The organism is Candidatus Marinimicrobia bacterium CG08_land_8_20_14_0_20_45_22 (assembly GCA_002774355.1).
In the GTDB taxonomy this organism is placed as follows: Bacteria; Fidelibacterota; UBA2242; order UBA2242; family UBA2242; genus 0-14-0-20-45-22.
The window spans coordinates 1-13,310 of the sequence record PEYN01000019.1 but is presented as its reverse complement, the minus strand read 5'-3'; the positions used below and the strand labels follow the sequence as shown (position 1 = coordinate 13,310).

At 42.7% G+C, this 13,310-nt stretch carries 15 protein-coding genes; 1 reads left to right on the top strand and 14 read right to left on the bottom strand.

The window, feature by feature from the left end; all coding sequences use genetic code 11:
• Positions 1–57 precede the first annotated feature (57 nt).
• From COT43_01420 to COT43_01380, 9 genes are all read right to left on the bottom strand, one after another.
• Positions 58–981: a hypothetical protein gene (locus COT43_01420; GenBank protein ID PIS30662.1), complete on the bottom strand. Its 924-nt coding sequence runs from the start codon at positions 979–981 to the stop codon at positions 58–60.
• Positions 903–2,042 (bottom strand): hypothetical protein, encoded by a 1,140-nt coding sequence (locus COT43_01415; protein ID PIS30661.1) that lies wholly within the window; start codon positions 2,040–2,042, stop codon positions 903–905. Before COT43_01415 ends, COT43_01420 begins: the two co-directional genes overlap by 79 nt.
• A gap of 27 nt (positions 2,043–2,069) precedes the next feature.
• Positions 2,070–2,381 (bottom strand): hypothetical protein, encoded by a 312-nt coding sequence (locus tag COT43_01410; protein PIS30660.1) that lies wholly within the window; start codon positions 2,379–2,381, stop codon positions 2,070–2,072.
• 15 nt (positions 2,382–2,396) lie between these two features.
• Positions 2,397–3,695, bottom strand: coding sequence for a tRNA (N6-isopentenyl adenosine(37)-C2)-methylthiotransferase MiaB (gene miaB, locus COT43_01405; GenBank protein PIS30659.1), 1,299 nt, complete (start codon positions 3,693–3,695; stop codon positions 2,397–2,399).
• Between the two features lie 84 nt (positions 3,696–3,779).
• Positions 3,780–4,700 (bottom strand): hypothetical protein, encoded by a 921-nt coding sequence (locus tag COT43_01400; protein PIS30658.1) that lies wholly within the window; start codon positions 4,698–4,700, stop codon positions 3,780–3,782.
• Positions 4,701–4,789: 89 nt separating this feature from the next.
• Entirely contained in the window at positions 4,790–5,653 is an 864-nt protein-coding gene (locus tag COT43_01395; protein ID PIS30657.1) for an RNA polymerase subunit sigma, read from the bottom strand.
• 22 nt (positions 5,654–5,675) lie between these two features.
• The gene (locus COT43_01390; protein ID PIS30656.1) at positions 5,676–6,080 is read right to left on the bottom strand and encodes a hypothetical protein; all 405 of its coding nucleotides are present in this window, start codon (positions 6,078–6,080) and stop codon (positions 5,676–5,678) included.
• A 145-nt stretch (positions 6,081–6,225) separates the two neighbouring features.
• Complete coding sequence (gene groL, locus COT43_01385; GenBank protein PIS30655.1) at positions 6,226–7,917, bottom strand: chaperonin GroEL; 1,692 nt, start codon at positions 7,915–7,917, stop codon at positions 6,226–6,228.
• 19 nt (positions 7,918–7,936) lie between these two features.
• Positions 7,937–8,218 (bottom strand): co-chaperone GroES, encoded by a 282-nt coding sequence (locus COT43_01380; GenBank protein ID PIS30654.1) that lies wholly within the window; start codon positions 8,216–8,218, stop codon positions 7,937–7,939.
• Between the two features lie 279 nt (positions 8,219–8,497).
• Here COT43_01380 and COT43_01375 point away from each other — a divergent pair, with 279 nt between their 5' ends.
• Positions 8,498–9,325 (top strand): hypothetical protein, encoded by an 828-nt coding sequence (locus tag COT43_01375; protein ID PIS30653.1) that lies wholly within the window; start codon positions 8,498–8,500, stop codon positions 9,323–9,325.
• 83 nt (positions 9,326–9,408) lie between these two features.
• Here the strand turns inward: COT43_01375 and COT43_01370 are convergent, their stop codons facing one another.
• The 5 genes from COT43_01370 to COT43_01350 form a co-directional block, all read right to left on the bottom strand.
• Complete coding sequence (locus COT43_01370; protein ID PIS30652.1) at positions 9,409–9,756, bottom strand: 50S ribosomal protein L19; 348 nt, start codon at positions 9,754–9,756, stop codon at positions 9,409–9,411.
• A complete protein-coding gene (locus COT43_01365; GenBank protein ID PIS30651.1) occupies positions 9,749–10,468 on the bottom strand; it encodes a tRNA (guanosine(37)-N1)-methyltransferase TrmD in 720 nt (239 codons plus the stop codon). Before COT43_01365 ends, COT43_01370 begins: the two co-directional genes overlap by 8 nt.
• Positions 10,465–10,962 (bottom strand): hypothetical protein, encoded by a 498-nt coding sequence (locus COT43_01360; GenBank protein PIS30650.1) that lies wholly within the window; start codon positions 10,960–10,962, stop codon positions 10,465–10,467. The genes COT43_01365 and COT43_01360 overlap by 4 nt, the downstream gene beginning before the upstream one ends.
• A gap of 231 nt (positions 10,963–11,193) precedes the next feature.
• Positions 11,194–11,682 carry a 30S ribosomal protein S16 gene (gene rpsP / locus COT43_01355; GenBank protein ID PIS30649.1) on the bottom strand — a complete coding sequence of 163 codons (489 nt, stop codon included), beginning with the start codon at positions 11,680–11,682 and terminating at the stop codon, positions 11,194–11,196.
• Between the two features lie 21 nt (positions 11,683–11,703).
• Positions 11,704–13,029, bottom strand: coding sequence for a signal recognition particle protein (locus COT43_01350; GenBank protein ID PIS30648.1), 1,326 nt, complete (start codon positions 13,027–13,029; stop codon positions 11,704–11,706).
• Positions 13,030–13,310: the final 281 nt, after the last annotated feature.

Below are 13,310 nucleotides of genomic sequence, written 5' to 3'. Positions count from 1 at the left end.
GGAACACCGATTTTGAAGACCGTGACGCCCACCGGGGACGCATTCATTCCCATGTTTCTATTTCTCAACGATAACATAGTCAAATTTCTTTTCACGCTTCAACTTCTCACCAACTTTTCGAGCCTCGTTATGGGTCACAAACGAGCCAGCCCGAACAGAAAGTAAGGATTTATTACTCAAATTGATCGGGTGGATATACGGCTCGAGTCCAGTTGATTTGAGACGCGCTTTAAGCGCCATGGCATTACTCTCATTAGAAAAGGCGCCAAACTGAAGCGTATATTTCCCCACTGGTTTTTTTTCTATTTCGCCGCTTGAAACCCTAGGAGCAGACTCTTGAACGGTTTCTTTTGAAACAGGCGGTTGAACCAATACTGGCGCTTTCTGCGGTGCGGCAATAGTCAGACTTGGTGCACAGGAATAGTTAGAAAAATTTGTCTGAATATCGGGAGAAATTTTCGCATAATAATCCACATAAAAATCGACCGAATCCCGCCGATTCATCGCGTTAAAACTGCAAAGTAAAAAATGGACACATGAACCGATCAATTCCGAATTTGGATAGACACGAATCATGTCACGCGAATATTTGATCGTCTTATTGTAAAGTCCTCTCGTGTAAATAAATTCGATAACCTTCAGAAACGCGTCGTCTGCACGTTGGCTGTCCGGATATTTACTCAAAACGTCTTTATAGATCAGTAGGGCTTTTTCACCGTCCTTTTCAACCAAACCGGACAAATAAAGCACCTCCGGGTTATCTGGAAATTGTGCATTAATCGCTGGAAGCACACGCAAAACGGAATCCCGCTCACCGCTTTTGAGAAGATTATAATAGGCAGATAAATCCTGCGCCGAAAGCCACATTGGAAAAACAAGAAAAAGAATTGAAATCGTTTTTTTCATAGATGAGTCGTATAGGTGTCGGGTTGACCGCATATTGGACATAACCAGGTGATTTTCTTTTCCCTGTGCCCACATACTGAGCAGATAAAATCACCGGGCTCTTCGTAGTTGTCAACGAAATCGTTCAAAATTTCGTTCGCTTCCGTACAGCGTCCTTTCAAAATTAGCAATTTGCATAACGCCATTTTGACAACATTGGAATTTGGATTTTTTTCTCGAAGTTCCTCTATCAATGCCAATGCCTTCTCCAATTCTCCTCTCCGCTCGTAAAAACCAGCCAATGCCGTTATGGTACGGACATCTCCTGGAAGACGACTCAGAACATTTTCGTAAAAGCTTTGAATTTTCCCGAAATTGCCGAGATTGAACAAAACAGTTTGAAGTCTCTGGAAGACAAGATAAGCCTGATTCGGTGAAATATCGGCGAACTTTACCCACCATTCAACGGCTTCGACTTCACGCTCCTCTTTGGCATATGAGTTGGCAATATAAAAATACGGCGCCTCACAGATCGGATCAATACGGATTGCTTTTCGGAAAATCAACCGCGCTTCATGAAAATATCCTTCGTTGTACTTCATCAGACCTTCCTGAACTTTATACAATGCCAACAAGCGGTCGTTCTTCTCCTTCCGGAATTCCAGAACCTTTTCGAGATCCTGAAATGCCTTATCCCACTGTCCGATATTCCGATGAACAGTTTGTAGTTTTTCAAGTGCCCAGATATTTTTCGGGTCAAGATTTAGGATTTTTTCCGCTCCGGACAACGCTTTTGCCTGATCACCTGCTTCGAGATAATCGTCGACAAGATTTCGCAAGATATCAAGTTGCTGAGTTGGACTGATTCCACCTCGCAGTAGCAGGTTTTCGTGTATCTTGAGCGCACTTCCCATCTTTCCGTTTCTCCGGAACAGAACACCCAATTTGATGTACGCATCAACATTATCAGAATTTTTCCGGACGATTTCTTTGAAAAACTTAATCGCAGATTTGTCCTCGCCATTCAACATATGATTCAAAGCGGTCGAATATAAATTCATTTCTTCCAGATTCGCCGTGTCTTTTCTGCCAAGCAATGAAAAGGCTATTATGATGATAACGATTGCGACAATTAACGTAACGAGTATTTCAGTCATAAGACAATCTCGCGTTATTTCCAGTGGTTATTCAATTTCAATTTCTTCTGGTTCGTCAAGGTCCTTATTGCGAAAGACATCGACTTCCTGTTTGAGTTTTTTCAAATCGGCATCCATCGCCCTCATCTTGCTATGGACGGCAAAAATCTCCAAAGCGGAAATAAAAAATCCTACCAGTATGCCTATCAGGAAGGTGATGAGTAGTGCAACAACCATTTTCAGATTCTCGATAGTTGTGCCTAAGAACTTTAACTTGATCACTTGATCCGCGTTATCAGTAACGAAAATCAAAAGCACGACTATTATCGCAAACAACAAAACCAGTTTGACATATTTCATGACGACTCCGTTAAGTTACACGATGGTTCCAAAGAGTGAAATGCCAATCGCTTTTTCAATTCTCACGCGAACAACCTCCCTAATTTCGGGATTTCCTTTTTGAATAATAACAATTTTATTTGTGCCCGTCCTACCTATTTTTTCACTGGGGTTTTTCCGACTAACGCTGTCAACGAGCAATTCTTGAATCGTACCCACTAAAACGCTATTGCGGATTAGTGTATGACGCTTCTGTTTTTCAATCACACGATTCAATCTATCTGATTTTTCTTCTGGCGTTACATTGTCAACCATTTTTGCCGCGAGCGTTCCGGGACGAGGCGAATATTTAAAATTGTAAGCGGCGTCAAACACAACAATGTCCATTACTTTTAACGTTTCTGAAAAATCCGCTTCAGTTTCCTGCGGAAATCCGACGATGATGTCCGTTGTGATGGCGCAATCTGGCATGTGTCTCCGAATATTTTCAACAAGTGACAGATATCTGGCTTGATCATAGTTTCGTCTCATCAGACTCAAAATACGTGTCGAACCCGACTGAAGCGGAAGATGAATATGGCGGCAGATATTTGAATGATCACGCATCACTTCGAGAAGTCTGTCGTCGAAATCCTGCGGATGCGGGGATGTATAACGGATACGTTTTAGTCCAGCGACTGCTGATACGGCTTCGAGCAGTTCAGGAAATCGGAATGCTTCATAAGTGTAAGAATTGACATTTTGGCCGAGCAGAGTCACTTCTGAATGACCGTCAGCGACTGCTTGTTTCACTTCATCGACTATTCCGGTCAAAGAACGGCTTCGTTCTCTCCCGCGAGTGAAAGGTACGATGCAGTAAGCGCAGAATTTATCACATCCGCGCATGATCGAAATCCATGCATTTACACGACTGCTTCGGAACGGTAACAATCCATCGTAAACTTCTTTTTTGGACAGTTGAAATCCAGTCACCGGAAATGAAGCAGAATCAATGGCATCAGGTAACTTTCGGTAGGAATCCGGTCCGAGCGCAATATCGATGAATGGATTCTCACGGATGATTTCTTCTCTATAGCGCTGAGCGACGCATCCTATTATTCCAATTAAAAGGTCTGGATTGACTTTTTTCAGGTTCTTGAATTGAGAGAGACGGGCGATCGCTCGTCTTTCGGCATTCTCGCGGACGCTACAAGTATTGACCAGGATGATGTCAGCCTCTTCCGGTAGATTCGCTGGCAAATAGGATTTTTTCAAAAGAAGTCCTGCGACCAATTCTGAATCGGCTTCATTCATTTGACAGCCATAAGTTTCAATATAGAATTTCTTCGTTTTCATCAATTAGATGACTACAGGATTTCATAAAAAAGCAGAATTTTCGTATCCGAAAATGAGTAAAGGAACAACTGATTGATTGAAATATTATCTAGAATAATCGGTGAAATAGTAATCCAGAGGATTTTTGTAAATCTTGTACTGGTGAACTTCGTAATGGAGATGTGGCCCTGTGCTTCTGCCAGTCGAGCCGATCTCACCAATCTTTTGCCCGCGCTTCACAACTTGGCCGGGATTGACCGACATTCGCGACAAATGAGCATAAAGCGTTGTGTATCCATATCCATGATCGATTCTAACAACCTGACCAAATCCCCCAAATGGACCTGCAAATTCGATAATTCCGTCAGCTGTTGCGAAAACCGATGTGCCGATCGGAGCTGAAATATCGATACCATAGTGAAAATGTCGCTTTCCGGTGAATGGGTCTTTACGATAACCAAAGCCATCGGTGATATACCCAATCGAGACCGGCCTTATGGACGGTGTTGCCTGAATTTGTTCTGTGCGATGTTTGAAGGCCTGATAGATGGTCTCATAACTCAATTTTTCGAACTTTAAAATTCGACTGAGTTTATCAATGTCGCTTTCGAGATTGGAAATTTTTATGCTGTCCGTTGGTAGCAATTGATCCATTTCGCTCGGTCTATTCTGAACTTTCCCTCCGATGCCAAGTTTACGGATATCTTTATCAATGGAAGGAATATCTGCATAAGTTCGCAAAGCTTTGTCTTTTTCGACCAGTGCGTTGACTTCCTTTTCCATTTCCTGAATTCGACCTCTGAAATCATAGATCGTTGAGACTAGCTGACTATTGTTCTTTCGAATAAGTGCAAATTTGGATTTGTAAATGAGGTTAGACATGGAAATGATACTGATAAAAATGAAAAGTAAAACAGATGCAACAACAGAAACACCTATCCATGTCAGCGTTTTCTGATTTAGAGAAATAATCCTGACTTTTTCGTGACTGTGCCACACAAACAGTAACTTGGGTTCTTTATCCATGCTTTAATTTTATCTTATGTCTCAGGTGTCCCAATACTCTTCATGACGTCTGAAATTACGTGATAGATCGCATGATGTCAATCTTTTTTTTATCCTAAATATCCTCGCAGTAATAACGCACGCGAAGTATGCCGTAACCTCCTAAGTGCTTTCTCTTTGATTTGTCGCACTCGCTCTCGTGTTAACGATAGTTCCGTCCCTATTTCTTCAAGCGTAGCAGGAGTGTCCTGACCAATACCAAAATACATCCGGATGACGGTGGCTTCCCGTTTGCTTAGCGATGAGATCACCTGATTGACTTCTTCGCGAAGCGACGCTTCCGTAATCACTTTCCCCGGGTCGTATTCATCCGCGCCGGGAAGAATCTCCTGAAGCGTTCCGTTATCGTTTTTACCCATCGGAGTATCGATGCTTAGCATCCCGTCACGAAATTCCCAAACCAAATCCACATTAACGTTCTCTTTTTTAAGGATATCATCAATCTCATCACAAGTCGGTTCGCGCTCGTAATCTTTTTCGAACTCGGACGTGATTTTGGAGATTTTATTTAGATTGCCAACAATATTCAGAGGTAATCGTATCAACCGGGAGTTCTCGGATATAGATTGGAGAATTGTCTGCCGAATCCACCAAACTGCGTACGAAATAAATTTGAAACCGCGTGTTTCATCATAACGTTTAGCGGCTTTGATCAAGCCTAGATTACCTTCATTTATCAAATCTTCTAAAGATAAACCGTGATTTTGATATTTTTTCGCGACAGAGACGACAAATCGAAGGTTTGCCCTAAGCAACTTATCGAGCGCCTCTTTATCACCCTTACGGACTTTTCCAGCAATTTCTATCTCCTCGTCTGGCGTCAGCGGTTTTTCACTGCTGATTCCGGCAAAGTATTGCTGTAGAATATGATTACGAGAAAAGGGCAGATAATTGGGTGATTCATCCTCGTCCATATTCCAATCCCGACGTACTTTTCTATTTTTCTTTTGCCTTGTGAGATTTTTTAGAAGGTTGCGGCTTAGGTTTTTCTACCGGCTGAGGTTCTGGCTTTGGTCCTTCTTTGATATTTTTATAGTCTTCTTCTTTTTTGCGGAGCTTCTTTTCAAGATTTCGGATTTCTTCAACCAAACTAATGATAGATTCGCTGGATTCAATATTTTTCTTTTGTTCAGAAACCATATCATAGACAATTCCGCCCAATTTCACGAACTGTTTTTCGATCTCACGGTTGATTTGAAAAATATCCAATTTTACCTTGCCGAGTCGAGTTAATTCTTCCGCTTTTTCTGCCGCATCCCGACTAAATTCGGTTGCTTTATCTGCCGCTTTCGCTGCCCAACCACCAAGGTTCTTTTTGATGTCATTCCACAAACTCGCCATATTACCTCCTACTTTCAGGTTTCCATCTACTTTGGTTTAATTTAGCGCCTATTACTCATCGTTCAAAATAGATTCTTTGACCTATAAAACAAAAGCCTCCTCCCGAAGATTCGGGACGGAGGCTTTCTCAGTATCTATTCAGATTCTAATACATTCCGCCACCCGGAGGCATCGGAGGCTGAGCTGGTTCTTTTTCCGGAATCTCCGAAATGACTGCCTCGGTGGTCAACATCAACCCAGCGATACTTGAAGCATTCTCGATAGCAACGCGTGCTACCTTTGTAGGATCGATGATGCCGGATTTGTATAGATCGCAATAATCTTCTTTATAGGCATCAAATCCGTAAGCTATTCCGATCTTATCCCTGTCTTCTTTTACTTTCTGAACAACGATGGATGGTTCGTGTCCGGCGTTCTTCGCAATTTGTCGAAGAGGTTCTTCCAATGCTCTCTTGACAATTTTGACGCCGACCATCTGGTCGCTTGAAAGTTTCAGTGTATCAAGTTTCGGGATCGTCCGAAGCAGGGCAATGCCACCACCCGGAACAATACCTTCTTCGACTGCGGCGCGTGTGGCATGAAGCGCGTCCTCAACCAACGCCTTGATTTCCTTCATCTCGACTTCCGTCGCGGCCCCGACTTTCAGCACGGCAACACCACCTGACAATTTGGCAAGGCGTTCCTGCAGTTTCTCTTTGTCATAATCGGAGGTCGTTGTATCAATCTGAGCCTTGATTTGTTTGATACGTCCTTTAATGTCGGCTGATTTTCCGCCGCCCTCAACGATCGTCGTGTTATCTTTGTCAATCACGATGCGTTTGGCGGTACCAAGATAGGACAGGTTGGCGTTTTCGAGTTTGAAACCACGCTCTTCAGCGATAACGGTTCCGGCGGTCAAAACGGCAATATCTTCCAGCATTGCTTTACGACGATCTCCAAATCCCGGCGCTTTGACAGCGGCAACTCTTAACGTTCCTCTAAGTTTATTGACGACAAGAGTCGCAAGCGCTTCACCCTCAACTTCTTCGGCAATGATCATTAGCGGTTTGCCCATCTGCGATACTTTTTCGAGGATCGGTAGAAGGTCTTTCATGCCAGAAATCTTCTTGTCGTGAATTAAAATGTACGCATCTTCAAGAACAGCTTCCATGGATTCAGAATTCGTCACGAAGTAGGGAGAAATATATCCTCTATCGAACTGCATTCCTTCGACGATGTCTAATGCGGTTAATGCGCTCTTCGCCTCCTCAACGGTAATAACGCCGTCTTTCCCAACTTTTTCCATTGCGTCGGCGATCAATTCACCAATGGCGACTTCGTTTACTTCCTCTTTGCCGTTAGTATCATCTTTTTTCAAAACCCGGACTTTTCGGTTATTGGCAGAAATAGTCCCAACCTGCGCAATTTCCTCTTTGCTCCCAGAAACTTCGCGACTGATGTTTTTCAATTCACTGATGACAACTGCAACGGCGGCATCAATTCCACGTTTGATTTCCATTGGATCGGTACCTGCGGTTACATTTTTAATTCCCTCATCAATGATTGCCTGCGCTAAAACGGTTGCAGTGGTCGTTCCGTCGCCCGCGATGTCCGAAGTCTTAGAAGCGACTTCTCTGACCATCTGTGCGCCAATGTTTTCTAATTTGTCCTCAAGATCGATTTCTTTAGCGACTGTTACGCCGTCTTTTGTAATCGTCGGAGAACCGAACTTTTTTTCGATGACAACATTTCTGCCTTTGGGGCCCAAGGTTACTTTGACGGCGTTCGCTAATTTATCGACGCCTTCCTTGAGAGCCGTTCTGGCGACTGTATCATATACAATTTCTTTAGCCATGATTTACTCCTTCTATTATTTCTTATAAAATTGCCAAGATGTCGCTTTCTCTCATAATCAGGTGGTCTTCACCGTCAATAGAGACTTCCGTTCCGGAATATTTTCCATAAAGAACTTTATCGCCGACTTTTACTTCCATCGGAACTTTGACACCATTTTCAAATTTTCCGGGTCCGACGGCAACAACGCTTCCCTGCTGAGGTTTTTCCTTAGCAGTATCAGGCAGAAAGATTCCACCATGCGTTTTTTCTTCAGCTTCACTTGGTTTTACAACAACACGATCTGCTAAAGGTTTTACTGTCATTTTTTTTGCTCCTTTCAATTGATTAGCACTCTTAACTTTTGACTGCTAAAATTAACTCTTTATGTCATCATCTGTCAACACATTTATTCAAACAAATGCAGTCAGACGATTATTTCACCAGTAGTCAATTTTCGTCTCAGTTTCATCAACGTTAAATTTTACAAACCCTATGCCAGAAATTTGCTTTGACAAATCCGCAGTTGATTAATTTTAAAACCCACATTTCGTTTAGGTTAATCTAATTACGTTCGGATTTTGTGTGTCTTCTTATAAATTATCATGCGTATTGAAGCTAATACAGGAGTCTTTTTGGAAATCATCATCTATTTAATAATCGGACTGTCGGGTGGCGTTTTGGCAGGAATGTTTGGAATCGGCGGCGGTATCGTCATTGTTCCGGCGTTAATCTTTTTCTTACATTTTTCTCCTCATGTCGCTAACGGTACTTCTCTTTTCTCTTTGTTGCTACCAGTCGGCATTTTTGGCGCACTGGCATACTACAGGGCAAAGTTAATTGACCTAAGAGCGGCACTTTGGATTGATTTGGGACTTTTCCTAGGCATCTCAGGCGGTGCGTTAACCGCATTATCCGTTTCTCCTAATTTCCTAAAAATGATCTACGGCGTCTTTTTACTTTTCATAAGTTACCGATTCATCCAGCCACTTGAATTATTTCTCTCAAGAAAAAACAGTACCAAAGCAATCACTTCTGAAAATGTGGCTACTAACTCTGTGACCAACTTTGATATTCACTGGAAGCAACTAACGATCGGATTATTCGCAGGTGTTCTATCTGGATTGTTTGGAATTGGTGGAGGAATCGTAGTAGTCCCTGCACTGACAGTCTGGCTTGGATATGATCAAAAAACAGCCAGCGGAACGTCTCTTGCCGCGCTACTGTTGCCGGTAGGTTTGCCGGGCGTATTGATTTATTCCCATGCCGGACAATTTGACTTGCGATCTGCGATTTATGTGGCATTAGGCTTGGTAGTTGGAGCATTACTCGGAGCGCTATTTGCCATTCGGATGCCATCTAAAATTGTCGATAGATTTTATGGCGTATTTCTTTTCATTGTTGGTGTAACCTTCATCACCGGCGCAATATAAAGTCTAAAAATAACAAAGCCACTGAACAGTGGCTTTATTGTCTAAAAGCGATAAATCGCTTTAAGTATTTCGAGATTAATTAATTATTGCTCGAAAGTATCTTTGATCTTCGCCGCTTTCCCACGAAGGTTCCGTAAATAATAGAGTTTGGCTCTACGTACCCGACCCGTTGAAATTTTGGTAATCTTATTGATTTTCGGCGAATGTAGCGGGAAGATTCTTTCGACGCCAACACCGTTGGAAATTTTACGAACCGTAAACGTTTCGCTTACACCGCCGCCAGAGCGAGCGATTACGACTCCTTGAAAAGTCTGAATCCTTTCCTTGTCACCTTCTTTAATTTTTACTTCTACTGCGACGGTGTCGCCTGATTTAAAATCCGGGTTATCCGTCTTGAGTTGATCTGCAACTGATGCAGCCATTTTATCCATTTTTACCTCCACTATCATTGTTTTCAGTTAATTTTTCTATCAGATCGGTGCGTCTTTCACGTGTCCGTTTCAATCGTTGGCCATACTTCCAATCAGTAATTTTGGCGTGATTTCCAGACGTCAACACTTCTGGCACACTCAAACGACGATATTTTTGCGGGTGTGTATAAATCGGCCCTTCGAGCAAATCGTCCGCAAACGAATCCGTCTCTGCCGATTCATACGCGTGTAAAACACCCGGAACATGTCGGATAATTGCGTCAATCATCATCAGTGTTGGCAACTCGCCGCCGGTTGCAACATAATCACCTAAACTGATCTCATCCGTCACCAATTTCTCCAACACGCGTTCGTCCACACCCTTGTAATGTCCGCAAAAAAACGTCAAATCCTTTTCTTTTGCCAGTCCAACAGCCGTTGCATGATCGAACGTCTTACCCTGTGGAGATGGAAAAATAACCCGCGGTTTTGGTTTTCCTACCAACTTGCGAATCCGATCATAGGCGCGAAAAAATGGCTCAGGTTTTAGAACCATTCCCGCTCCGCCACCGTAAGGCGTATCGTCGATCTGCTTGTGCTTATCCCTCGAAAAATCACGAAGGTTCCACACTTCAAACGTCACAGCGTTTTTTTCGGTCGCTTTTCGGAACATACTCTCTGAGAGACACGCATTGACCATACCCGGAAAAGCAGTAACGACGAATATTTTCATAAACCAATCAAACCTTCAACATCGCGAACAAAAACAGATTTTTCGGCTTCGTTCACCCTTTCAATGAAAGCATCAACGACAGGAATCATGACGATTTTACTTTCAATTCTGACTAATAAACGAGGTTGAGATTCAAAAAGGTCAAGATCGGTGACGATTCCCAATTTTTCCTGTCTCCCTGCCAAGTATACATCGAAATTCATCCACTTCAGACACTCGATGCCAGAACAGTAGTTAGAATCGATGAAAACGTCCAATCCTTTTAAGAAATCCGCTTCATTCCGGGTTTTCACATTTCTCAATTTCAAATAAACGCGGCCTTTTTCGACTCGCCAAAAATCTATTATCCACAACTGAAGCCGCTCTGGATTTACCCCTAACCAGACTTCAGACAAATTTTTCTCAATTTCAATTCTGGAAGACAAAAGTGCGATAACTAGCTCGCCACTTAACCCTCGGACCTTTACAATTCTGCCGATCGGACAAAGCAACATAGCATTCACTCCTGAAAAATGATCTGGAAATTCTGACCGAATCTTTTCGATTTCTCACCGAAGGTAATCATCATCATGTTTTCCGGATTTTCCATGGCTATATTCGCATTGTATTTGATGATGTCTTTCGTGATTTCTTTCCTTCTAAATCAGTCATGTAAATTCCCATTTTTCAACATTACCGATTTAAAAAAGCAAGAAACTACTCATTCCAAAAAGCGTAGATTTTGATCAGGCTTCAGTTGCTTCAGGTGTTTCGGGAATCACAACTTCCGGTTCGCCTTCGACGACAACCGCCTTTTCTTCTTCAACTTCAACCGGTTCGGGCTTCGAGGGTTCTTCCGGTTTCGATTCTGGTTTGGATTCGACTGACGTAGCCAGTGCGATTGGTTTCTTGATACCTCTGGACATTTCCCACTTTTGGAGTTCAATACTTCTGGCTTTATCATCCAGATTATTGCGCATCAAATGCCATTCCAGCGCGATGCCCTGTTTTTGCAGAATATTAAATACGGTATCAGTCGGTTCGGCGCCTTTTTTCAGCCATTCAATAACTTTTTCTTTATCGATCACGATGGTTTCCGGCTTCGTCAGCGGATTGTAGAATCCGATCTTATCCAAATAGCGTCCATCGCGGCGCACTTTGGAATCCATCACGACGATCCGATAGCAGGGCATTTTTTTTCTGCCCATCCGAAATAGTCTCATTCTTACTGCCAAGTATATACCTCCTTATTGTGATTAAAATCCTATTCGTAATGCAGACAGATTTTTCGGTAACCTCATTTTACCCATCTGCTTACTGATTTTTACGATTTGCCAATATTGATTTAAAAGTTGATTCACATCGCTGGTTCTTGTCCCGCTTCCCAGCGCAATTCGTCTGCGACGACTTCCGTTGATAATGGACGGGTTGCCTCTCTCCTGTCTGGTCATCGACTGGATAATGACTTCCGCCCTTGTAAAATCTTTCGTATCGATTGCAATATTTTTCGATTTCAGTTTGGTCATACCGGGAATCATTTCAACTAAATTCTCGATCGGACCCATTTTTCGGATTTGTTTGAGTTGAAGCAGATAATCTTCCAAAGTGAACCGGTTCTTGCGAAAACTTTCTTCAAGTTTTGCATTCGTTTCCGCATCAACAGACGCCTGTATTTTTTCGACGAGCGAAACCACGTCCCCCATGCCTAAAATACGATCAGCCATTCGATCCGGATAGAAGATTTCCAAACTATCAATTTTCTCGCCCGCACTCATAAACACGATTGGTTTTCCGGTAACTTTGACAATCGAAAGGGCGGCGCCACCACGAGCGTCGCTGTCCATTTTAGTCAGGACAATTCCATCAACGCTTAACTTTTCGTTAAATGTATTCGCGGTGTTAACTGCATCCTGACCGGTCATGCCGTCTGCAACAAACAGGATATCGTGCGGTTTGACCGCTTTTTTCAACTCTTGAAGTTCATTCATCAATTCATCGTCTATATGCAATCTTCCCGCGGTATCGATGATTAACGTATCGTAGTGATTTTGCCGCGCGAACGCCACCGCATCGACGGCTTTTTTGATGACTTTCTCATCACTGGAAAAAACCGGCACGCTAATTTGTTTGCCAAGTATTTCCAACTGAGTCAAAGCGGCTGGTCGATAAACATCTACGGAAATAAGCATCGGCGAATGGTTTTGTTTCTTTAGATGATGCGCGAGTTTCGCGGCAAAAGTCGTCTTCCCGCATCCCTGAAGTCCCGTCAGCATGATAATCGTCGGCGGAATTGAAGCGGTTTTCAACTGAAAGTGCTTTTCTCCAAGCAAAAGTACCAACTCATCGCGAATAATTTTCACGATCAACTGCCCCGGCGTTAGACTTTTCGTAACGGTAACGCCAACGGATTTCGCTTGGACGTTTTCGATAAACGATTTGACGACTTTATAGTTGACGTCTGCTTCCAGTAAGGCGCGCCGGACATCGCGAAGCGCTAACTGAATATTGCTATCAGTAATTTTACCTTCTCCGCGAAGTGTTTTTATAATCGAACCAAAACTGTTTTGTAAATGCTCTAACATACGAACTTCATTTAGAATATAGCGAGTAAATTTACTCTCAATCAAGTCCTTATGCAATACAAATTCTAGTCGCACCGACTACTGAAACTACCAACTACGAGACATGGTTATTTCCTCAGACAAATTCAACGGGAACAATTCATTTAGTTCATTTTTGAATAATCTATGATTTGTTTCCGTCATCTTTTCTGCTTCAATTGCATATCAAATTCAGTCAATGTAAATTCACTCCGATTTTTATGAACCCAAACAACTTGAAATCTCAAAACTGTCCTCTACTT